Genomic DNA, 22,487 nt, shown 5'->3' with positions numbered 1-22,487 from the left:
CTCAGGCGTCGTACCTTAAGCGGTTTCATGTAAATGCGGCCTTAACAGACCGCACAATTGCGAACCGGGTAAAGTGCCGTCACACCGCCCTTGCCAAGTGTCTGTAAAAGTGCGGCAGATCTGCCGACGCAAGCGTCAGGCTTTGCCGCCCTTGATGACGCGCAGGAAGCTCGAGTTGATACGCCGGACTTCGTCACTGCTGGATGCCGGTGTTGAAGCTGGTTTGCCGGGAAGATGGTCACTCCACAGAATGCGTATTTTGCGCACGTGAAACTCCACCAGGGGGTCGGCGGTGACACCACGCCCGTCCCGGAACGGTGCGATGGTTGTAAGAGCGTGGACATCTCTGCCATTTGCGGAAATGACCGGCACGGCAACCATTTCAAAGCCGACTTCGCAACCGCTGTAGGAATAGGCCATAAAACGACCGACGCAAGGTTGTTTCATGCCGACGACGGAGTCCAAGCCGCGAATTATGGTTTCGCGGTCGAAATTTGACCAGTCATCGAAAGCCGTGGTGCCGGTCAACTGCCGGCCCATTGTTTCGCAGATCGCGGATCCCGCCAGCCGGTACATGTAGGACAGTTTGTGGGGATCGCGATTGAGTATGCAGGTCCAGTGTATGATGGAGACCAGATCGCGCATGGTGATGTCGTTTCGCAACGGCGCGGATTCTTCGCCCCTGATGCGTTCCCAGGTGCGCAGCAACCTGCGGCTGGTGGGATGCATAACCGCGTCATCAGAGACGTTGTTGATAATTTGGTTCGTGCCTGACATATAAGTCACCTGCCTGACTGGTATCTCGTCGTTGTTTCAAAGCTGTACGCTGCTATCCCGTCTTTGCAGGCACCGTGCCAGACAGAGGAAAATACACAGGCAAATTCATGAAAGACGAGAAATCCCCTGAAAACCGGCGATTTGAAGAAGGCAGACTGACGCGTGAGGAGTTTGAGGCTCTGAATATTCGCCGTACACCGCCACCCGCCATCAACGCGCCGGGCGTGGTGTTGTTGCTAGCCGGCACAATGCTGGTCATTCATGCCTGTCTGCAGCTTGTCGGCAGCGATACCTATAACCGTGTCGTTCTGACACTGGCGTTTCTGCCGGCGCGTTTTCAGGCACTGCCGGAGCTTGGCGGTCAGCAGCTGCCCGGGGGTGAGCTTGCACGGGTAACGTCGTTCTTCTCATACGCGCTGTTGCACGGAAGCTGGACCCACCTTGTTATGAACATGGTCTGGATGCTGGCCTTCGGCTCGGTTGCGGCAAGGCGATTGGGAACCGCCAGGTTTATTGGTCTTTCAATGCTTGCTGCTGCTGTTGCTGCAGCCTTCTCCATGGTCCTGAATTGGGGCACCGGAGCAATTCTGGTCGGCGCATCGGGCGCCATCGCGGGGCAGATGGCGGTGGCTGTGCGGTTGATTTTCGCTCATGGCGGGACGTTGATGACCAGTTTGCGCAAAGATCTCAGTCTGGTGCCTCCGGAGCCTCTGGTGCAGCTTTTCTCCAATAAGGCGGCGCTCATTTTCATCGCAATCTGGCTCGGTATCGACATGTTGTCGGCGTCATCGGGCCTGCTGAGCGACGGCCGTATTGCCTGGGAAGCCCATCTGGGTGGTTTTCTGACCGGATTGCTGTTGTTCGGGTGGTTCGATCCGGCCAGAAGCAGCTGAACGGAACCGGCGCGCGGCCCTGTTCAGGCATGCTGTGCTATCTCATTGAGAACGATGAGAATTTATTTTTTGGATGGATTCAATCTTGATTGCCATTGAAACAGATACAAGCCGTTCCAGAAACATCTGATTAAGGGTTTTGTGCCAATAATCCAGCATCGAGGGATTGAACTCCACTTTTTGCGAAAAAAGGTAAGTACCTGCAATGAATGCCGCGGACATTGTTGAACAATATGGGCGTGGTGTTCCGGCAATTGTGCAGTCCACCAAACTTGTCGATGTGTGCGAATACCTGCTGTCATGCAGTGCGCCGGGAACAGTCATCCTGAGCGAGTATGGCGAAGTCAAGGGTACGCTGTCGCAGAAGGACATCATCAATGCGTCCGGTCGGCTCGGTTCTTCAGTAATGCAGATGGTCGCCAGTGACCTGGTCCGCGACCTGGTTCCGGCATGCGAAATGACAACGCACATCATTCAGGTGATGGAGCTGCTGAATAACACCTCGTCAGAATTTGTCCTGGTCACCCAGGATGGTGAGATCAAGGGAATGATAACGCTTGCGGACGTGCATGACCTGCTGCTGCAGGCATTGACCGAGGAAGACGAAACGAAGCCCGAAAAGGCGAAGAAAGCTGCCGCCAAGTCTGCCCCGTCGAAACCTGCTCAGCCTGCGAAAAAGGCCTCTTCCGATGCGGCAGCCGTCACGCCGCAGCCGGAGTATGAAGAGGTCCGGAACTCGGCGTAGATCCGGCTGTTCTATTTTTTGCCGTATGTCGCTTCGGGATCAATTTTTCTGACATTGTCGATCGTCGTCAGGCTGAGGTCCTTGTTCACCTGCCGGTAGAAACAGGTCGCGCGCCCGGTGTGACATGCAGCGCCGTCGCCGGCCACGCGGACCTCCAGCACAAGTATGTCCTGATCACAGTCGGTTCGAATGCGCTCGATGTGCTGCAATTGTCCCGACGTTTCGCCCTTCTTCCACAAGGACCTGCGTGAGCGCGAATAATAGTGCGCCAGTCCTGTCTCAAGCGACAGGGCCAGGCTTTCTTCGTTCATGAAGGCAAACATCAAGGGCGCATTGGTCGCTGCATCAATTGCCATGGCCGGAATCAACCCGGCGTCATCAAAACGCGGGGCAAATTCGCCGCCTTCTTCAACATCATCAATGCTGGACTGAAGGGGAAATTGCGTATCGGTCAAGTAAGTGTTCCCCTGAAGTTGGCGAAAGTATCAGTCGGGTTGGCGATACCGCACCATTTCCATGAAGCGTGCCTGCAGAGCCGGTTGTGACTTGAAATCACCGGTAAACCGGGTGGTCAGCGTAGAGGCATCACGTTTCTGCACACCACGCATGGTCATGCAGTTATGAACCGCCTCAACCATGACTGCGACGCCGCGCGCATCCAGTTGTGTGTCAATTGCGTGCACGATCTGCGCGGTCAGGTTTTCCTGGGTCTGCAAGCGACGTGAGAAAACTTCTACAACACGTGCCAGCTTTGACAGCCCAACAACACCGTTGTTTGGCAGGTAAGCGATGTGAGCATGGCCCTGGAACGGCACCATGTGGTGTTCGCAATGCGAGAAAAACTCGATGTTTCGCACCAGTACAATGTCGTCATAGCCGCCGACATCCTCAAAGGTGCGCTGCAGTGCGTCGCGACCGTCTGAGTTGTAACCGGAGAACAATTCCGAATATGCCTTGAGCACCCGCTTTGGCGTGTCCAGCAGACCTTCACGGTCCGGATCATCTCCGGCCCATGCAATCAGCGTACGCACGGCTGCCAGCGCCTCTTCTTCAGTGGGCTTTTCAATCTCGGGGCCGGACCCGATATCGGGTTTTGCAGTACCTATATGTTTAACGACAGCGTCCATTCGGGCCTCGATAGAGTCTTGTAATTTCAGGGCTAAATTCGTTGATTTAACGCTGATTTGTCAGTTCGGGTTCACTTGAGTTCAGCAAATTTCCTAAAATCCAGATTCAGGACTTGGTATTAGCATAAGCTTAGCCGGAATCCAAAAGAGAGATTGCGGTGGGGGCATGCATACAGCATATGGCGGAATGAGGCTGGTAATACAAGCGAGTTCGACCCATATTGAGCGCTGCCATGATAAACGACGTCTACAACAAGCAAATCCTCGGGTTTGCCGCAGATATTCCCCGGTTGGGCAGATTGCCAGCGCCGCAAGGCAGTGCTGTTGCCCACTCGAAATTGTGCGGTTCCAAGGTAACTGTCGATCTCATGCTGGATAATGGCGTGGTGTCCGATTTTGCCCATGATGTGAAAGCGTGCGCGCTCGGGCAGGCATCTTCCTCCATCATGGCGCATCACGTTGTCGGGTCCACGCCCGATGAGTTGCGCGTGGTTCGTGATCAGATGTACGACATGCTGAAGAATGCCGGACCGGCGCCCGACGGCAAATGGTCCGATCTTGAAGCACTGTCTCCGGTGCGTGATTTCAAGGCGCGCCATGCTTCAACCCTGTTGACCTTCGATGCCGTGTGCAATGCGATTGACATGGCGGAAGGTAAGACCGGCGAGAATGCTGCCCAGTCAGCCTGATCTCTTGTCCGGCTTCGGCGGTGGCGGGAACCGGGAGGTTTTTTCCAGCACGTTCAGGTCCTTGTGATTGCGCATGTACTGTTCTGATGCATCGCGCAGTGGCTGATAATCCCATGGATACCAGTTGCCTTTGCGCAGGGCCTGCCATACGGCAAGTCTCACCAGCTGGCTTTCCTTGATTTCAGCCTCCAGTTTCGACGGGTTCCAGCGCGCTGCCGCCATGGACCTGAATTTGCGGACGACGTCAGCATGATCGGGATGGCCTGCAAGATTGGTCATCTCGTGCGGATCTGCGGTGAGGTCGAACAACTGGTCCGGATCAGGGCGTGATGCGGTGTATTTCCAGTTTGCCTGCCGGATCATGAACAGTGGCGCAAGGCAACCTTCTGCGGTCAATTCGGCATAGACGGCGTGTTCGGGGGTTTCCGCGCCACCTACCAGCAGCGGCAGGAGAGATTGCCCGTCCAGTGTTGCTGCATGGTCTTTGCGCCCGGCGATATCGCTCAGTGTCGGCACGATATCAAGCAGTGAGGTCGGTTGTGTTACCCGGCGCGCCTTATACCGGCCCGGCGCCGAGACAATGAGCGGCACACGGGCGGAATGCTCCATGAAACTCATCTTGTACCAGAGGCCGCGCTCGCCGAGCATATCGCCGTGGTCAGAGGTGAACATGATGATGGTGTCGTCACTCAGTCCGCAATCATCAAGCGTGTCGAGTATCTTGCCGACATGGTCGTCCAGATAGGAGATATTGGCATAATAGGCGCGCCTGGCATTGCGGATGTCCTGGTCCGAGATGTCATAGTCATCCATGGCCGACACTTTCCATAGCCGCTGGCTGTGCGGGTCCATGTCATCATAGGCAAACGCCGGGGTAAGTGGTGCGTCTATGTCATCGTCCGAATACAGGTTCCAGTATTTGGCCCGCGCAGCGTACGGGTCATGCGGATGGGTGAATGACGCAACCAGGCAGAACGGGCGCTGTTCCGGATTGCGGGCATAGTCGTATATGCGCCGGCAGGCCTGAAAACCGACTTCGTCATCATATTCGAGCTGGTTGGTCTGCTCGGCTATACCCGCCTGCTTGACCGACAACAGGTTATGGTACCACCAGTCGACGCGCTCCTGGGGTTTGCGCCAGTCCGGTGTCCAGCCGAAGTCGGCCGGGTAAATGTCGGTGGTCAGGCGTTCTTCAAACCCGTGCAGCTGGTCGGGGCCGACAAAATGCATCTTGCCGGACAGGCAAGTGCGATAGCCTTCCAGCCTCAGATAATGCGCAAAGCTCGGTATCTGGGAAGCAAACTCGGCGGCATTGTCGTACACCCGGTTGCGTGACGGCAACTGCCCGGACATCATTGCAGCGCGAGCCGGTGCGCACAGCGGGCTTGGCGAGTAGAAATTCTCGAATACCACGCCGTCTTCAGCCAACCGGTCTATGTTGGGTGTCTGGACCACCGGATGCCCGTAGGACGACAGAAACAGGGCAGACAGCTGATCGACCATGATGAGTACAATATTGGGTTTGTTTTCAGGCATGGTGGATCCCTATATGAGATGGTGCAGGTTGAGCGTCAGATTAGCGCTCGAACACGGAGCAATAGATTGAAAGACCGACCGTTTCCAGTAAAGCCGCGACAAGGCCCTGTGGCATCGGTGATGCTGGTCCTCATTCGCGGATACCAACTGACCCTGTCGTATTTTTTTGGCCGCACCTGCCGGCACCTGCCGACATGTTCCAGCTACACCATGGAGGCGATTTCCGTGCATGGGGCGTGGGCCGGATTCTGGCTTGGGCTTTTCAGGATTGCACGCTGCAATCCGTGGGGAACGAGTGGCCATGACCCGGTGCCGGATGAAATTGAGCGGGCCGGATTGAAAGTCTGGCGTTATGCCCGCTTGACGAAGCGGACCGATAACGGGCAATAAGACGCCCATTGCGCGCACAGACTGCGTGCAGGCAAACCAAAATTAGTCAGCTTACCTGCGTTTGTATGCAGAGAGTGAGCAAGAGGTGACGATAATGATTTCCCTTACATTTCCAGATGGATCCGTTCGCCAGTTCGAGGCCGGCACAAGCGGGCGCGACGTCGCGGGCTCGATTGCCAAGTCGCTGCAGAAAAAGGCCGTTGCCGTCATGCTGGACGGCGCGCTTGCGGATCTGTCCGACCCGATTGATGCGGATGCCGAGTTCAAGATCATCATGCGTGAAGATGCCGACGCGCTGGAACTGATCCGGCATGACGCGGCCCACGTGATGGCCGAAGCCGTTCAGGAACTGTGGCCGGGCACCCAGGTCACTATTGGCCCCGTGATCGAGAACGGTTTCTTCTATGATTTCAAGCGAAATCAACCGTTTACGACGGAAGATTTGCCGGTGATCGAGAAGAAGATGCGTGAGATCATCCAGCGCAACAAGCCGTTCACCAAAGAAGTCTGGCCGCGCGACAAGGTCAAGCAGGTGTTCCGTGACAAGGGCGAGGCCTACAAGGTTGAGCTGGTCGATGCGATACCTGACGAGGAAGAGCTGAAAATCTACTATCAGGGCGACTGGTTTGACCTGTGCCGCGGGCCGCATATGGCGTCCACGGGCCAGATCGGCTCGGCCTTCAAGCTGATGAAGGTGGCTGGTGCGTATTGGCGCGGTGACAGTGACAACGAGATGCTGACGCGGATTTACGGCACGGCGTGGGCAACCCAGGCCGAGCTCGACAATTACCTGATGATGCTGGAGGAAGCTGAAAAACGCGACCACCGCAAGCTTGGCCGCGAAATGGACCTGTTTCATTTCCAGGAAGAAGGTCCCGGCGTGGTATTCTGGCATGCCAAGGGCTGGCGCATGTTCCAGAACCTGGTGAACTACATGCGCCGCAGGCTCGATGCGCAAGGCTATGAAGAGGTCAATGCGCCGGAAATCCTGGACAAAGCCCTGTGGGAGACATCCGGCCACTGGGACTGGTATCGGGAAAACATGTTCGTCACCCAAACGGAAGACGACCGTGTATTTGCAATCAAGCCGATGAATTGTCCGGGACACGTGCAAATCTTCAAGCACGGACTGAAATCTTACCGGGAATTGCCTGTCAAATATGCAGAATTCGGCAACGTCCATCGTTATGAACCCTCCGGCGCACTGCACGGGCTGATGCGGGTGCGCGGTTTCACGCAAGACGACGCACATGTGTTTTGCACCGAAGAGCAGATGGCGTCCGAATGCATGCGGATCAATAACCTGATCCTGTCGACTTATGCGGATTTCGGCTTTGACGAAATCACGGTGAAACTGTCGACAAGGCCGGAAAAACGCGTCGGTTCCGATGAAAGCTGGGATGCTGCTGAGAAAATCATGGGCGAGGTGCTCGAGCAGATCGAGGCACAATCAGAAGGCAAGATCAAAACCGAGATCAACCCGGGCGAGGGGGCCTTTTATGGTCCGAAGTTCGAATATGTGCTGCGGGACGCCATTGGCCGTGACTGGCAGTGCGGCACGACACAGGTGGATTTCAACCTGCCGGAACGCTTCGGTGCATTCTACATCGACAGCGACTCGGAGAAGAAGCAGCCGGTGATGATCCACCGCGCCATTTGCGGATCCATGGAACGGTTCCTGGGTATTCTGATCGAGAATTATGCCGGGCATATGCCGTTGTGGTTTGCTCCTGTGCAGGTGGTGGTTGCCACCATTACGCAGGACGCAGATGCTTATGGCGAACAGGTTGCCGCCAGGCTGAAAAAGGCCGGTCTTCAGGTCATCACCGACTTCCGTAATGAGAAGATCAATTACAAGGTGCGCGAACACTCGCTGGCCAAGGTGCCGGTGATCCTGGTGTGCGGCAACCGCGAGGCCGAAGAGGGCACGGTCAACGTGCGCCGGCTCGGTTCGCGTGACCAGACATCGATGACGCTGGACGAAGTGACCGCGGCACTGGTGGATGAAGCGACACCACCGGACGTCAAACGGGCGAACGCATCCTGACCGGTTCTGAATCTTATAACGCGAGCCGTGGGAATTGCCGATCGAGGCTGGTGCCTGATCGTCGTGATGATGATGTGAGTGTTTTCTGCGCCGGGTCCATGGCCGTCATTGAACTCACCGGTTGCGAACAGCAGCTGTACGCACAAAACTGCCGTTTTGGATTCGGATGGTCAGGAAGGTTGCGACATGCCTTGCATTACCGAATTGTGCCAGCAGCAGACATTCTTCCTACCCAATCGCCGCGGTTTTACCTGAAAAATTCTGATACTCTCTGTGACTGTTCCAGTTTTTGATCAATTTCTTGAACTGGACCAGTGGGACAGCTTCAGAATACAAGAAACCCTGGCCATAAGTGCAATTCAGGTCGCGCAAATATCGCGCTTCTTCACCCGACTCGATACCCTCAGCAACTACAGTAAGGTCCAGCTCATCAGCTAACCGTAAAATGGCTTTGACGATTTTGCGTGCTTGAAAACTTTCAGACATCTCAACAATAAACGACCGGTCAATTTTGAGTGTTGAGAGTGGTAGTTTTGCAAGATAACTCATACTCGAGTATCCGGTGCCAAAATCGTCGATGGCTATTCCAACACCGCGCTCTTTTAGGTGGCTGAGTTTCTCGCGGCAGGTTTCAACATCATTCATCAAGGAAGTCTCGGTAACTTCCAGCTTCAGCGATCCCGGCTGCAGGCCGTAATCCGTGAGGTTCTTGCAGACACGATCATAGAAGCGGTCGTGCTCCAGGTCGCGTCCGGAGACATTGAGCGTTACAAAAAGTGGATTGTTGTTATCGATGTTTTTTAGGGATGCTATGCCAAATTCCTGCAGTTCCTGACAAGCCTGATCGATTGCAATCTGTGTTAGGTCAAATATCAGATTGCCGGCTTCAGCAGTTGGAATAAATTCTGAAGGGGGTAGCAGGCCCCTGGTCGGATGGTTCCAACGCATCAATCCTTCAGCCCCGGAAAGCTTGCCGGTCTTCAAACAGACAATTGGCTGGTAGTGAAGCTCAAACTCACCCACCGATACTCCCCGTCTGATTTCAGTTTCCAGCTGCAATTGAGACAGGGCCTTTGTCATCTCACTTGTTACATATGTGTTTGCTGAACCGTCGTAATCCTCGTTACCCATCGAATGAAGAGTATTGCGAAACCTTGTAAGAATAACATCGAAAACCATTTTCATAACGGGATCGAGTTCACTTCTGCGGCGTGTAAATTGCGACTGCTCTATGAGCAGAAGATCGCAGTCCGTGATGGCGGTAACCGAAGCTGTACGATGTCCCGGGGACACAAGCCCCATTTCGCCAATCATTTGGTTGGAGCCAAGCTCGGCCAACTTTATCTGCTTGCCTTCTCCTTTTTTGTGAACAGAAACGTTGCCAGCAATAATGACGTAGGAACAATCGCCCTGTTCTCCCTCGCGAAATATGGTTTCGCCAGCACTAAAACTCACCGTTTGGAAATCAGATAATGTCATCTTGTAAACCTGTTTAAGTTGAGTGTGCTTACCTGAAACGCATTGAAACTTTGTAAAATTCATTCAACCTCGTTTTCCTGGGAAAATGGCATGGAACCCGGTATGCGCGGCGAAAACTGTTTTTGAATGTCCGCTTTGGGCTCGAAACAGCCATTGGGCGCACAAATTTCCAATGACGGATGTTGCCCCGACACAGTCATGGCGACGCTTTGGTACATGCACGAATGCATCAGTCACGCAAAGCGCTTGGCACCCGCAACGCAGGCCGCGACCAGTGCGGTCACGGCGATCATGGTCCAGGCCACCGGTTCATGCAGCAGCAACCCGGCCAGCAGCAGGCCGAAGAACGGCTGCAGCAACTGCAGTTGCCCGACCCCGGCGATACCGCCAAGGGCAAGGCCGCGATACCAGAACACGAAGCCGACCAGCATGGAAAAGACCGAGACATAGCCGAGGCTGATCCAGGCAGGCAGGCTGATGCCGTGCAGGGTATCCGGCCACACGGCCAGTGCGATGATCGCCATGACGGGCAGGGACAGCACCAGCGCCCAGGAGATGACCTGCCAGCCGCCGAGCCGGCGGGACAATGTTGCGCCCTCGGCATAGCCCAGGCCGCACAGCACGATGGCCGCCACCATAAGCAGGTCACCGGTCAGTGATGCGCTGCCGGCCTGTGTCAGGGCAAAGCCCGCTACCAGCGCGCTGCCGGCAACGGAGAACAGCCAGAATGCCGGGTGAGGGCGCTCGCCGCCGCGCACCACACCGAAGATCGCGGTAACAAGCGGCAGCAACCCGATGAAAACAATCGAGTGCGCGGAGGTAATGTGCTGCAGCGCCAACGCTGTCATGAGCGGGAAGCCGACCACGACCCCGAGCGCCACGATGATCAGGGAGCCCACGTCTTTCCGCTGCGGCCGCGATTGCCGCAGCAGCATCAGCAGGGCCACGCCGAGCAGAGCGGCAATCACTGCCCGGATGGAGGTCAGGAACAGCGGCGAGAAATCGCTGACCGCGACGCGGGTTGCGGGCAGTGACGCGCTGAAAATGATCACGCCAAGCAATCCGCTGCCCCATCCCGCCGTGTTGCTGTGCATCGCAGTTCCCTTTTTCAAAACGACGTAAGGGGTATCGCAACCGGGCTGGCAACGACAGGTACGATACAGTACAATTTGGCTAAACTGTATTGGTACGAATATCATACAATTGCAGAGGTTCGTCGCATGAGCACGATGTCAAAAACCCGCACCGGCATGGTCATGGAGGCAATCCGCGGCAAGATTTCAAGCCGGGTACTGGAACCGGGTGAAAGACTGCCGTCGATCCGGCGGTTTGCGGAAAACCTGGGGGTGTCTCCGTCGACCGTGGTGGAGGCCTATGACCGGCTTGCAGCCGAAGGCATCATCCGTTCAAGGCCCGGCTCCGGCTTCTTTGTGTCAGGGGCTGTTGCACCACTGGCGCTGGCGGACGTCGGGCCCCGGCTCGACCAGGCGATAGACCCGTTCTGGGTGTCGCGGCAATCGCTGGATGCCAGCGCGGACATGCTCAAGCCCGGGTGCGGCTGGCTGCCGTCGGACTGGATGCCGAACGACGCGATGCGTCGCGCGCTTCGCAATCTCGCCAGGGCCGACGACATCATCCTGACGGAGTATGGCAGCACCCGCGGCGCGGCAAACCTGCGCCATCTGCTGGCCCGGCAATTTGCCGGCGACGGGATTTCTGCCGGGCCCGACCAGATTCTGCTGACCGGCTCGGGTACGCAGGCCATTGACCTGATCTGCCGGTTCCTGCTGCGCCCCGGTGATACGGTGCTGGTCGATGATCCATGCTATTTCAATTTTCAGGCGCTGCTGCGGGCTCATCAGGTGAAAATTGTCGGTGTAACCTACACAGCGAACGGTCCGGACATGGGCTCGTTCGGCGAAGCTCTGGCAGAACACAAGCCAAGGCTCTACATCACCAACTCGGCCCTGCATAATCCCACCGGGGCAACGATTTCACCTCAAACAGCGCACCGTGTGCTCAACGCGGCTGCCGAACATGACATGATCATCGTCGAGGACGATATCTTTGCCGAGTTTGAACCGGAGCCCTCACCACGTCTTGCCGCCCTTGACGGTCTCGACCGTGTCATCCGGATCGGCAGTTTTTCCAAAACCCTCTCCGCCTCGATCCGATGTGGCTACATCGCCGCCCGGCCTGACTGGGTGGAAGCACTGGTAGACCTTCAGGTGGCGACAAACTTCGGTGGCCCAAGTCCGTTTGCCGCTGAGCTGGTGTTCTCGACATTGAGCGACGGCAGTTTCCGCAAGCATATGGAAGCGATCCGCAGGCGCCTGGCACGCGGACGGAGGGAAACGGCGGCAAGGCTCGACGGACTAGGTATCCGGCCCTGGCTGATGCCGCGCGGCGGTTTCTATCTGTGGTGCAGCCTCCCGGATGGCCGGGATGCATCTGCGCTTGCACGCGCCGCGTTGCAGGACAATGTCATTCTGGCGCCGGGCAACGTGTTCAGCGTCTCGCAATCCATGTCCGGTTTCCTGCGTTTCAATGTTAGCCAGATGGCGGACCCGCGGATACTCGACGTTGTGGCCCGGGCCATGGCCGGCACGGAAGGCTGAAACAGCCTCAGCTGGCGATCGGTGCAATTTCACTATGGTGTGCTAAACTGATCCGTATTCACCGGAGTGCTCGATCAATGGCGTTGAATGACATGCGACTTCTTGTCGGGACCACCAAGGGTGCGTTTCTGATTTCCGGCTCCAGCCATCGCGGTGACTGGAAGGTCAACGGTCCGTTATGTGACGGCTGGCCGATCAACCATATAATTGGCGATCCGGACACAGGGTCGTTGTGGGCCGGTGGCGGCGGCGACATGCATGGCGCCGGCATCTGGCGTTCGACTGACGGCGGCGAGAACTGGCAGGTGACACGGCTGACCAAAGGACTGATGGATGACTGGGCCGCCGTCGATCCCGACTTCGCGGCTATAATTGACTGGAAAGATGAGCCTTTACCCTTTGCCGGCGAGTTCTCCCAGATCTGGTCTCTCGGCCTTGTCCATGGTGTGCTGTACGCAGGTACGAAACCAGCCAACCTGCTGGCAAGCCATGACGGCGGCAAAACCTGGGAGCGGGTCCAGGGGTTGAGTGATCATCCATCTGCTGAAAGCTGGAACCCGGGGGCGGCAGGCCTCGTGCTGCATACAATCGTGTCTGATCCGTCCAACGCTGAAAAACTCTGGATCGGCATTTCTGCAGCAGGTGTCTTCGCCACCGAGGACGGAGGCAAAACCTGGGAGCGCCGCAACCGGCTTTCCAACGCGGAAGCCTGTGACCAGCAAAACCATCCGGCCGCGCCGCGTGACGGCGAAACCGGGCACTGCGTGCACAACATGATGCGTGCGTCCGGCGCCGGTGATTTGCTGTATCAGCAGAACCACCATGGTGTCTGGCGGTCGTCGGATGGCGGGCGCAGCTGGGATGACATCACCGGCGGACTTCCCTCCACGTTCGGTTTTCCGATCTGCGTTCATCCGCGCGATGCCGGCACCATCTGGACGATACCGCTGAATGGCGATGGTGACGGGCGTTACCCGCCGGATGCCGCGGCGGCGGTGTGGCGCTCGAGGGACGGCGGAAAGACCTGGCGCGATCTGCGTACCGGCCTGCCGCAGGAAAGCTGTTACTTTACCGTACTGCGGCAGGCCATGGCGCGTGACGAATGCGATCCGGTGGGGCTGTATTTCGGCACCAACAGCGGTTCGGTTTTTTCCAGTCTCGACGAAGGTGACAGCTGGCAGGAGATTGCGCGGCATCTGCCAACGATACTGTCCGTTGAAGCAATCCAGGTCCAATGAGTTTCTGAGCCCGGCCAGGAAAGCTCGTTGAGGGGGGTGCGGTTGCGCGCTATTGTGACCAGATGAGCAAGCGTTCGATCATCCCTGCCGAAATGCAGCCGCTTTATGATGACTGGCACATGTCGCCGGGGCTGGAGTGCGATGGTTTCGTGTTCCTGACCGGGGTCAATGGCGTAGCGACTGATGGAACGGTTTCCCCGGATGCGGCGGAGCAGATTGAAACCGCCTTCGTCCACGTGAAAAGCGTGCTGTCGGAGGCCGGCATGTCATTTGACGATATTGTCGAGGTCACCAGCTATCATGTCGGGATCAGGCAGCATCTGGAGATATTCAGGAATATCTGGAAACGGCTCGTGACCGAACCCTATCCGGCATGGACCGCCATCGAGGTTGCCGGTTTTGCCTCGGAAGGTGTGGTGGTGGAATTGCGGGTCATTGCACGGCGCCGCACATGAGCCTGTCTCGAGCGGCATGAAAAACGATCAGGCCGGTTCGCAACCGGTCTGTTCCGCTACCCCGATCAAAGAGCCCAGTTCGTAATCGATCGCGTACAGGTTCCGTATGATAGCTTCGAGTTCGTCATCGACATAAGCACGAAGCGAAGGGAGTTCTCCGGTTTCCGCGAACCGGCGACGCAGTTCTGAAACAGCCGTCTTGGCAGATGGGTCATCATAACGCGCTGTGGATGACGAATTGATCTTTCTGGTGAAGAACTGGTCTGCCGTGTCCTTGCCAAGAACCAGCGAAATATCTTCATGCAGACATTCGAAGCGAAGGACGTGAGTATAGTGTATGGGCCATAAGCAATCAGCTTGCGGGATCACATGCACGTCAAGCAGCCAGTTGCCGGAGAACAGGCGTAAGTAACGCTGAAGATAAACCCGTACAAAATCCGAAAAAGTTGTGTCGAGAGGCGACGTTAGAGTAAAGTACTCAAAACTTAAGATCAGGCTCTCCCGGTCGTCACCGGTCAGTGTGGAACTTTGGACAAATTTGTTGTTGAACAGCGAAACCAGTCTGTCCACCGGATTACGATATATGAAGAAACTGCACTGGCTGCGATCGACATGGGTGCGTCGTCTGGCACCAAAGAACCGGAACAGCCGAGGCATCTTTTTCGCATCACGGCGAAAATCTGGTGGAATTTTCTTCCACATAAAATCGAACATCGTTGTGGAGGCGTTTTTCGGGATCCAGCAAAAGAGGTAGTGCCTGGCGTTGTGAGTGAAAGCGTAATGCTGAAGCCCTCCAACATAGTAAGGAAAGGCTTGTGAGCGTAAGAAGTGCCGAATTCTCCTTCGAACCGGGAAATTTTTCTTGTTTCGGTAGTTGTCGAAATGCTTAAGCGGTTCGCTCCGGTTGTCGAAACTCAGGGGGGGTGCATGCCTGCCATCAAGCAAAGGGGTGGTTTGGTCGGCGTCAGCTCGAATTCCAGTACTTTCCGCTGTCATCTCCGGTTTTCCCATTTCCGATTTCGGGTAACGCCAACGTTCACGATTCTGGATGGCAGGTTCGGTGCAAAATTGCAAACCACGTGCGAAGGCTGCTTTCTTTTTTGCGAAGGACAATTTGCGAAAATCGGAGCTGGGCCAGGCTCTCGGATCAACCATGCTGGCAGTTGCACTTAGTCAGTTCAACATTTATGGTCCCGCCAAATGACAGACGGCAGCCGCAGTGCACGCTTTAACGCCATATACAGCACCAATGAATGGAACAGTGAGGAAACCCGATCCGGCCGCGGGTCCGAACTTGCCTGCACCCGGCATGTCATGCGCATCGTTGACGTGGCAGTCATCTTTTCTCACGCTAAAACCTTGCTCGATGCCGGATGTGGGGAAGCAAACTGGCTGGGTGAAACTAAGGTGCCGCTGGATCATATCTACGGTGTCGACATCGTCGACGATCCGGCACTGCAGCGTCAGTGGGAGCAACGCATGCGCAAGCGTGCGTCAAGGCTCTCATTTGTGACAGCCGATATTGTAACGGACCCGCTACCGAAGGTTGACATCATTTTGTGCCGGGATGTGCTTGTTCACCTGAGCAATGCAGAATGTACGGCGGCACTTGCCAATTTCGTCAAATCCGGCAGCCGGTATCTGCTGGCGACCAGTTTTCAGGAGACGAGCAATATCGATATAGAGATGGGACAGTGGCGGAAGCAGAACCTCGAGGCGCCTCCCTTCAATCTTCCTGCACCGGTCAAGCGCTGGAATGAAATGTCTCCGATGGATGGCGGACGGCACGTCGACAAATGCCTGTTTCTGTGGTGCCTGTCCAAACTGGCCCCCAAATGACAGGTGGAACAGACGAAGGGCTTGACGTTGTCATAACCTGGGTCGATGAATCCGATCCGGCCTGGCAAGAGCAGTTGCGGCAATATCGCCCATCAAGTAGTTCACCGGAACATCAAATCAGCGGGCCGAGATTTCGTGATCCGGGGTTGTTGACTTATGTGCTGCGATCGCTGGAGCGTTATTATCCTGAAATGCGAAAGATCTGGCTGGTAACCAGTGGGCACAAGCCGGACTGGCTTGACCTCCAGGCACCGGACATCGAACTGGTCTCGCACGCGGATCTCTTTCCAGAGCGGGCGCACTTGCCGACTTTCAACTCGATGGCCATTGAGTGCCACTTGCACCGCATTTCAGGCCTTAGGGGGCCTTTTCTGTATTTCAACGATGATGTCATGCTGCTGGCGCGATTGACACCGGACCAGTTCCTGAGCGGAGACGGTGGCCATGTCGTTCCGCTGGAAAACTTTCCAATGCCGTCCAGCCTGGTTCGGGGTGAAACTGTTGATCGGAGTCTGGCCTATACGGGACTTTTGCTGCAAGAGCGGTTTGGTCATCTGGAACCCGGTTTGCTTGTTGCTCACGGTCCGCAAATCTACGACCCCAGATGGATGAACTACTTGTGGCAGCAATGGCCAAACGAACTGGCCCGGACATCCTGCAGACGTTTCCGGCAGACCGACTGCGTGGCGCTCAGGTATCTGTACTACTACACATTGCTGCACTGCCCGGCGCATCAACGCCCGGCATTTTCTGTTGCGGCCAGCTATCCGGTGAGGATGATTTCGAGTGACGATCTAAGGGTAGTCCTGACCAGGGAAGAAAGTGAAAACGTCCGGAAATCAATGGCTGAAATCGCTGTGTCAGAGCCGCAGTATTTATGTATCAATGATGACGAGGCGAACGAAGTGGACGGGCGGCAGAAAATGGGCTTCCTGCTCGACTGGCTGAAATCGCGATTGCCGGAGCCGTCGAGATGGGAACTATGACTCAATCTTTGATTGATGGTCCCGAAAAAAGGAGAGGTCTGTTGGCCAAAGTATTGATACTGACCCCGGTGAAGAACGCCACGCGGTTTCTGCCGGGCTATTTCGACCGTCTCAACAGGCTGACCTATGACAAGCAGCAATTGTCCGTCGGTCTGCTTGAAGGTGACAGCAATGACGGCACCTATGAAGAACTCTCGACACTGGCTAAGGCAAATGCCAGCAAGTTCAGGCGGCTCAGGATATTCAAACGCGATTACGGTTTTGCCATCCCCCCTCATATGGAGCGATGGGAAACTTCCATGCAGCTTGCCCGGCGCAATGTTCTGGCGCGTTCACGCAATCAGTTGCTGTTTCGCATGCTCGATGATGAGGACTGGGTATTGTGGCTGGATGTGGACGTAATCGGGTACCAAGCGGATATCGTGGAACACTTGCTGTCCTACAAGCTGGACATACTGCACCCGGATTGTGTGCGTGAGCCAGGAGGAAAGAGCTTTGATCTGAACGCCTGGAAAGACGATGGAAAGCAGAACATGCACGATCTGCGCGGCACAGGCCGACCGGTTCGTATCGACAGTGTAGGCGGAACAATGTTGCTGGTGCGTGCTGACCTGCACAGGGATGGTCTGATATTTCCGTCGTTTCGATATGGTGTTGAAAGCCCCTCGATCAGGTCCTGTCATCCTCTCTGGGGGAAGGGTGAGATTGAAACGGAAGGCCTGGCGGCGATGGCGCGCGATATGGGGCAGCAATGCTGGGGATTGCCGGATTTGCAAATTCTTCACGCCTAGAGATGACGAGTGCAACATATTTTTTCGGGCAGATACATGCTGACAGGGGCGAGATGAACCTGACTGTCAACAGGTTCGCCTGTATGACACACTGTTTGCCACATGCAGAAACACAACTGCCTCATCGGTTCGTCCGGATCTGGGCAACTGGTTGAAAGCAAGCCAACGGACAACAAATTTGCCGACTTTTCACTATCTGCATAATCGCCCAGCTGTCGCCAGACAGTGGACACCTCTCCTGGATGTGCCGGGCTTTGTGCATTGCGAGGAAGCAAGTCAGCTTTTGACAGCAGACTGCGTCATAGTCCACCTACCAAGCATTCTGTTCACCAGCCAGGCACATCAGTTGCGCCGGTTGCGGGAGATGGTACCGAAGACACAGCTTTGGGTTGCCGAAACGATGGAAAGCGCAATCAACTTTCCGCAGATCGAAGATCCGGATTTCATGGCTCTTTTTGACATAGAAGCATCCTATCGCCAGAGCGCTGACGTCTGGACACCTTACATTCCGCAGTCTCTGGCAACCAGGTACAGAAATGTCCAGCCGGGTCGCCGAAAAAAACTGGGTTGTGCATTCATGACGGGTAACTGGAACAAGAGTGGACGGCGCGAATATATGCGCGAGCTAATGGAGTATCTTGAGATTGATTCATTTGGCAGAATTTTGAACAACAAACGGCTCTGGCTGGATCGTGGTGTCAAAACCAAGCTTCGGGTGTTGAGGCGTTACCAATATACACTGGCATTTGAGAACAGCCTGGCGGCGGACTATGTGACTGAAAAATTCTACCAACCGCTCCTGACAGGCACAATTCTGATCTATCTTGGAGCGCCGAACATTGAGGAGTTTGCTCCCGGCGACAAGTGCTTCATTAACGTTCAAGACTTCGCTTCACCGGCGCTACTTGCCGAATTTGTTATGCAAGCCGACCCGGCGGAGTATCACTCCTGGCGGCTGAGAGACCTGCGCCCCGAATTCCAACAACAACTGGAGCGTTGCAAAAGGCACTGGCATCTTGCCCTTGCGGAGAAGATCACCGAGCGGCTGGAAGCCGGTTAGCCAGGTTGCTGATTTCAAATTTGCTGTTGTGAAAGCGAACTCGACAGGTGTTCGCGATGCACCCGTATCTCGGGATGTTGACATAGATCATCAGGTGAACCAAACCTGTCTCCACGCTGGCCAATACCTGCTGTTCAGCGTCGCAATTCCGAGCATGTGGATTTAAATTGACGTTTCGGACAGGCTGAGGTTTCCGGGCAAGGGAGAATGGAAAATATGAGCAGTGTCGACGAAGCAACGACGTTCGTAACGACGAAAGGTCTGGAAGTTGCGGAAGTACCGGACGGTTTCGTGATATATGATGAACCGAATGAAAAAGTGCATTATCTCAACCCGACCGCTGCAGTGATTTACACGCTGTGCGATGGCAAGATGCCCGTCAGTGATGTTCGATCTTTGATCCGTGAAGCATACGATCTGGAAGAGGACATTGATCTGGATGAGTTCTTCACGGACCTTGAGAAAGCTGGATTGATTTGTCGGGCCGGATAATCGGGGCGCGTCTGGTCCAGTCGATGGTTCACTTTGAATGTCTGGATGAAAAGCTGGCGAACCGGCTCGAGTTTCTTGCAGCCGAACCAGAAATGTCGCAATTGCCGGAAGTTACCCACAAAATAGGTACGACAAAGGTCCACAAAAGTTTCTACGATTTCAGACACCCTTATGAAGGCTCGGCTGGAACCTGTGACCACCTTTTGAACCGTGCCCATAAAATATTGCGTGATCTGATGATTGCCGAGGCTCCCAATTGTCCGGTTATTCACGGTGCCAGCGTTGTCGCAAATGGCAAACGATTCCTGCTAATGGCGGAAAAGAGAGTTGGCAAGACAACGCTGAGCCTGAAATGTCTGGCGCACGGCCTGACGGTGGAAGGTGACGAGCACGTTGTTGTTCGCAGTAGCGATGTCGTGGCACGCCCGCGCACTTTGCGTGTCAAGCAGAGTTCGGTTTCAGTGGTGCCGGAGATGGCGCAACAAATTCAGCGCAGCCCGAGTGTCGCGGAATGGCACGGTGATCTGATTTATTCAGTAACGCCCCGGCTCGCAGGGCAAAAATGGACAATCACACCGGGCCAGGCGCATGCGCTGGTGTTTCTCACCGCGAATCACGGCGGGATGACCTCTATCAAGTTTTTGACAGCCAATGAGGCCTTTGAACGTCTGGCGAAAACCGTCTATTTGCCGGAAAATGGCCGTGCGGCCGCGTTAGGGCGATTACGTATGCTGGTTTCCGGTGCCCAGCGTATCGAGATGAGGCTCGGTTGTCTGGAGAAGGCTTTATGGCACTTGCGTCAACTTTCCCATGCATGATATAATCACTGCAGGTATAGCGCTTAGGGGTTTGACATGACTGAGAAGTTTGAAAAGTCGCTGGAAACGGTGGATGAGCAGAAACGTGATACTGTTCGCAAACTTGTTCGCACTGCTGCTTTTTCCGCACCGGTGATTGCGACTTTTGCAATTGACGGCAAGCTAAATCTTGCCAATGCTGGAGTCACGCTTCCGAATTCGACGGCATCCTGATCAGCAGATTTTGCCTGGGAGCTGCGGCATTCCCACCGTCTCTGCATGTATGATCGTGAAAAACGAGGCAGCCTTTCTGGAAGGCTGTCTTTCTTCGTTGCAGGGACATGTTGACGAAATAGTTGTGGTCGATACCGGATCCGACGATGAAACCATCGACATAATCCGGCGCTTTGATTGCACTTTGATCCGGCAGAAATGGCGTGATGATTTTTCGTTTGCGCGAAACACGTCAATTGAAAACGCCTCCGGTGACTGGATCCTCTACATCGATGCCGATGAAAGACTGAGCTGTTCGGAAGGTGTTGCGCTAAAGCGATTGCTGCCGGGACCGGAAGCCGTTGCGAGCCGTGTCAAGTTTCAACCCAGATCAAACATGACTTGCTATGGCGAGATGCGGTTGTTTCGCAGGGACCCTCGAATTCGGTTTCAGGAGTCCATGCACGAGACGATTATTCCGTCACTTGAACGGGTATGTGACGAGGACGGCCTCAGCATTTCGCAGCAATACGATGTTTCGATACTTCATCTGGGTTATGAAGCTGACTTGTCGCATAAACATGATAGAAACATTCCTCTGCTGTATGCGGCAATCGATGCAAATCCGGCCCGAGTGTATCTGCGCTTCCATCTTGGTTTCACGCTGCGAGAGCTGGGACGCAGGGAAGAAGCCGCGCGGCAGCTGCAGGAAGGTATGCGCCTGGCTGCTCTTGATGGTGTGTCTGCGCGGGTCAGGATCGAGGGCACGATGTGCGCGCAGATTCGGGCCGAGATTGAACTAGCCGCCGGCAGGCCGCAAGCCGCACTGAAGGTGGTAACGGCAGGCATTTCCTTGTTTGATGGCAATCTTGCTTTGCGTTGGCTGGAAGCGAGATGTCGTGTGGCGTTGAAACAGTTCCAGCAAGCGCTGGCTCTCATGGATCCCATAGCCAAAATCGATGGTAACACTTTTTTCGATGACATGGTTGCGTATGAGAAGTCTCTGTTTCAGGAAGATGCCCATGGTTTGATCGCCGCAGCCAGGTTTCACCTGGGAGATTATGCCGGGGCCTCCGACAGCTATCGGACCGCATTGGACTATGCACCGGAGTCAATCGAGTTGATCGCCAAGAAGGCGCTATGTGATGCGCGGGTTGCGAGACTAGACATCGGTCAGGAGCCCTGATGCGTTTCGTCTCTGTTTTTCGTGGTCGCGCCAAACAGGCCCCCGGCTGCCGTCGAGTATCGGCGGCAAAGTAGACCGAACCAGAGATGTTGGCGGCGCATGCCGAAGGGTCATTGCAATATGTTCGCGAACACCCGTAAACGGCGAAACCGTCAAACCCCGCTGATATCTATCAGATACAATGAGTGCGTATTTCTCGATGGCCCGGCTCAGGACTATTCCCGGCGGTGGCGACACGCCGAGCAGGTGCTTTGCCACGCCGCACCAGAGCAGCAATGCCGCCTTCAGCCGGGGATGTCCTTCTGTGAGGTTGTTTAATTCCGAAATGTCCGCCTCCTGAAGCCCGGCGATGACAAAGGCAAACTCAAGCAGCCCTTTCAAGCTGAAAGTGCCGTAAATGAACCCGCGGTTTTGAAAGTAATGATGCGCCAGGCCATGCAAAAGGAATCCGGCGTTGCTCGTAGCTCGATAGTTCACGCCCTGCCATGATTGGCCATTTACGGTACCTGTCAGCACTTCATCGGGAAGCACCTCCCGCGCTCTGATGCCGGCGAGCTTGACGTGAGGTTCGATCAACGCTGGTACATCGGCTCTTTCCATTGGCTTGAGATGATGTGGTCGACGTTCCATATCTTCACACACGCTGAATCCACGTGCCTGCAGGGCGGTGATTGCCACATCGGCTGCTGCTGGTTCCACTGCGAAGTCAATGTCTCTCTGGAACCGCCACTCGGGTTTTCCGGAGATCAAGGATATTGAGCCCTTCAGAACAAGCGGCTGTATTCCGTTGTTGTTCAGGCATGCAATGATTTCATGCAAGGCACTGGCGAGTATGGCACGACGCTGATTGAACTGGTCATCAAGATCAGCCAACTGGGCCAGAATTGAACTGCCCGCTACATGTGCTGTCTGCGGTGGTAGCAGTATCCCCTTGTTTCTCAGATTAAAGATCGCCGCAGGGAGTAGATGGCGACGTGCTGCCGCCTGCATCATTGCCTCGAATGATGACATGTCGCTCAAAAGCTCAATTCTCAATTTACCGGTGTCGTGAATGTCATCGTTGACCCGGAGCAGTCTGATCAACAGGTCCAACCTCTCATTATCCAGCAGCAGGGAGGTGTTGTTCATG

24 protein-coding genes are annotated in these 22,487 nt (G+C 55.3%); 16 read left to right on the top strand and 8 right to left on the bottom strand.

All coding sequences use genetic code 11. The features are described 5' to 3' along the window. Positions 1-135: 135 nt before the first annotated feature. Positions 136-777, bottom strand: a complete 642-nt coding sequence (locus DHN55_RS18400) for a PAS domain-containing protein (RefSeq protein ID WP_108883016.1) — start codon at positions 775-777, stop codon at positions 136-138. Between the two features lie 107 nt (positions 778-884). Here DHN55_RS18400 and DHN55_RS18395 point away from each other — a divergent pair, with 107 nt between their 5' ends. After that, positions 885-1,670 (top strand): rhomboid family intramembrane serine protease, encoded by a 786-nt coding sequence (locus tag DHN55_RS18395; RefSeq protein WP_108883015.1) that lies wholly within the window; start codon positions 885-887, stop codon positions 1,668-1,670. Positions 1,671-1,875: 205 nt separating this feature from the next. After that, positions 1,876-2,415, top strand: coding sequence for a CBS domain-containing protein (locus DHN55_RS18390; RefSeq protein WP_108883014.1), 540 nt, complete (start codon positions 1,876-1,878; stop codon positions 2,413-2,415). A gap of 11 nt (positions 2,416-2,426) precedes the next feature. Here DHN55_RS18390 and hisI read toward each other — a convergent pair whose 3' ends face one another. Together hisI and folE are read right to left on the bottom strand one after the other, a co-directional pair. Then, positions 2,427-2,870, bottom strand: coding sequence for a phosphoribosyl-AMP cyclohydrolase (hisI, locus tag DHN55_RS18385; RefSeq protein WP_108883013.1), 444 nt, complete (start codon positions 2,868-2,870; stop codon positions 2,427-2,429). Between the two features lie 30 nt (positions 2,871-2,900). Continuing rightward, entirely contained in the window at positions 2,901-3,542 is a 642-nt protein-coding gene (gene folE / locus DHN55_RS18380; RefSeq protein ID WP_108883012.1) for a GTP cyclohydrolase I FolE, read from the bottom strand. Between the two features lie 233 nt (positions 3,543-3,775). On the opposite strand from folE, the gene DHN55_RS18375 reads away from it, so the two are divergent. Continuing rightward, positions 3,776-4,231, top strand: coding sequence for an iron-sulfur cluster assembly scaffold protein (locus DHN55_RS18375; RefSeq protein ID WP_108883011.1), 456 nt, complete (start codon positions 3,776-3,778; stop codon positions 4,229-4,231). Here the strand turns inward: DHN55_RS18375 and betC are convergent. Next, on the bottom strand, positions 4,223-5,767 hold the full coding sequence (betC, locus tag DHN55_RS18370) for a choline-sulfatase (RefSeq protein WP_108883010.1): 1,545 nt from the start codon (positions 5,765-5,767) through the stop codon (positions 4,223-4,225). The genes DHN55_RS18375 and betC overlap by 9 nt on opposite strands. 120 nt (positions 5,768-5,887) lie before the next feature. Here betC and yidD point away from each other — a divergent pair, with 120 nt between their 5' ends. Further along, positions 5,888-6,157 carry a membrane protein insertion efficiency factor YidD gene (gene yidD, locus DHN55_RS18365; protein ID WP_337660514.1) on the top strand — a complete coding sequence of 90 codons (270 nt, stop codon included), beginning with the start codon at positions 5,888-5,890 and terminating at the stop codon, positions 6,155-6,157. A gap of 94 nt (positions 6,158-6,251) precedes the next feature. Continuing rightward, complete coding sequence (gene thrS, locus DHN55_RS18360; RefSeq protein WP_443111139.1) at positions 6,252-8,204, top strand: threonine--tRNA ligase; 1,953 nt, start codon at positions 6,252-6,254, stop codon at positions 8,202-8,204. 228 nt (positions 8,205-8,432) lie between these two features. On the opposite strand, the gene DHN55_RS18355 is transcribed toward thrS, so the two are convergent. Beyond that, a complete protein-coding gene (locus DHN55_RS18355) occupies positions 8,433-9,746 on the bottom strand; it encodes an EAL domain-containing protein (protein WP_108883007.1) in 1,314 nt (437 codons plus the stop codon). A gap of 170 nt (positions 9,747-9,916) precedes the next feature. Then, positions 9,917-10,777 (bottom strand): EamA family transporter, encoded by an 861-nt coding sequence (locus tag DHN55_RS18350; RefSeq protein ID WP_108883006.1) that lies wholly within the window; start codon positions 10,775-10,777, stop codon positions 9,917-9,919. A gap of 135 nt (positions 10,778-10,912) precedes the next feature. Between DHN55_RS18350 and DHN55_RS18345 the strand changes: the two genes are divergently transcribed. From DHN55_RS18345 to DHN55_RS18335, 3 genes are all read left to right on the top strand, one after another. Next, a complete protein-coding gene (locus DHN55_RS18345) occupies positions 10,913-12,301 on the top strand; it encodes an aminotransferase-like domain-containing protein (protein WP_443111145.1) in 1,389 nt (462 codons plus the stop codon). Between the two features lie 92 nt (positions 12,302-12,393). Further along, the gene (locus DHN55_RS18340) at positions 12,394-13,539 is read left to right on the top strand and encodes a WD40/YVTN/BNR-like repeat-containing protein (protein ID WP_337660513.1); all 1,146 of its coding nucleotides are present in this window, start codon (positions 12,394-12,396) and stop codon (positions 13,537-13,539) included. A gap of 62 nt (positions 13,540-13,601) precedes the next feature. Further along, a complete protein-coding gene (locus DHN55_RS18335) occupies positions 13,602-13,994 on the top strand; it encodes a Rid family hydrolase (protein WP_108883003.1) in 393 nt (130 codons plus the stop codon). A 27-nt stretch (positions 13,995-14,021) separates the two neighbouring features. Here the strand turns inward: DHN55_RS18335 and DHN55_RS18330 are convergent, their stop codons facing one another. Continuing rightward, positions 14,022-15,149 carry a sulfotransferase family 2 domain-containing protein gene (locus DHN55_RS18330; protein ID WP_108883002.1) on the bottom strand — a complete coding sequence of 376 codons (1,128 nt, stop codon included), beginning with the start codon at positions 15,147-15,149 and terminating at the stop codon, positions 14,022-14,024. Between the two features lie 45 nt (positions 15,150-15,194). Here DHN55_RS18330 and DHN55_RS18325 point away from each other — a divergent pair, with 45 nt between their 5' ends. From DHN55_RS18325 to DHN55_RS18295, 8 genes are all read left to right on the top strand, one after another. Then, positions 15,195-15,833: a methyltransferase domain-containing protein gene (locus DHN55_RS18325; protein WP_108883001.1), complete on the top strand. Its 639-nt coding sequence runs from the start codon at positions 15,195-15,197 to the stop codon at positions 15,831-15,833. Continuing rightward, the gene (locus DHN55_RS18320) at positions 15,830-16,819 is read left to right on the top strand and encodes a Stealth CR1 domain-containing protein (RefSeq protein ID WP_337660512.1); all 990 of its coding nucleotides are present in this window, start codon (positions 15,830-15,832) and stop codon (positions 16,817-16,819) included. Before DHN55_RS18325 ends, DHN55_RS18320 begins: the two co-directional genes overlap by 4 nt. A gap of 41 nt (positions 16,820-16,860) precedes the next feature. After that, positions 16,861-17,610 (top strand): hypothetical protein, encoded by a 750-nt coding sequence (locus DHN55_RS18315; protein WP_337660511.1) that lies wholly within the window; start codon positions 16,861-16,863, stop codon positions 17,608-17,610. A gap of 151 nt (positions 17,611-17,761) precedes the next feature. After that, positions 17,762-18,670, top strand: coding sequence for a glycosyltransferase family 10 domain-containing protein (locus tag DHN55_RS18310; protein WP_108882998.1), 909 nt, complete (start codon positions 17,762-17,764; stop codon positions 18,668-18,670). 216 nt (positions 18,671-18,886) lie between these two features. Beyond that, positions 18,887-19,162: a PqqD family protein gene (locus DHN55_RS18305; protein ID WP_337660510.1), complete on the top strand. Its 276-nt coding sequence runs from the start codon at positions 18,887-18,889 to the stop codon at positions 19,160-19,162. A 23-nt stretch (positions 19,163-19,185) separates the two neighbouring features. After that, on the top strand, positions 19,186-19,980 hold the full coding sequence (locus DHN55_RS18300) for a hypothetical protein (RefSeq protein WP_337660509.1): 795 nt from the start codon (positions 19,186-19,188) through the stop codon (positions 19,978-19,980). 36 nt (positions 19,981-20,016) lie between these two features. Beyond that, positions 20,017-20,193: a hypothetical protein gene (locus DHN55_RS22485; RefSeq protein ID WP_337660508.1), complete on the top strand. Its 177-nt coding sequence runs from the start codon at positions 20,017-20,019 to the stop codon at positions 20,191-20,193. Further along, positions 20,156-21,358 (top strand): glycosyltransferase, encoded by a 1,203-nt coding sequence (locus DHN55_RS18295; RefSeq protein ID WP_108882995.1) that lies wholly within the window; start codon positions 20,156-20,158, stop codon positions 21,356-21,358. The genes DHN55_RS22485 and DHN55_RS18295 overlap by 38 nt, the downstream gene beginning before the upstream one ends. Here the strand turns inward: DHN55_RS18295 and DHN55_RS18290 are convergent. Next, positions 21,335-22,486, bottom strand: coding sequence for a nucleotidyltransferase family protein (locus tag DHN55_RS18290; RefSeq protein ID WP_108882994.1), 1,152 nt, complete (start codon positions 22,484-22,486; stop codon positions 21,335-21,337). The genes DHN55_RS18295 and DHN55_RS18290 overlap by 24 nt on opposite strands. Between the last annotated feature and the right edge of the window lies 1 nt (position 22,487).

This window comes from Anderseniella sp. Alg231-50 (assembly GCF_900149695.1).
GTDB lineage: Bacteria > Pseudomonadota > Alphaproteobacteria > Rhizobiales > Aestuariivirgaceae > Anderseniella.
Note: the sequence above shows the minus strand (reverse complement) of the source record. Positions and strands in the feature narration are given on the sequence as shown.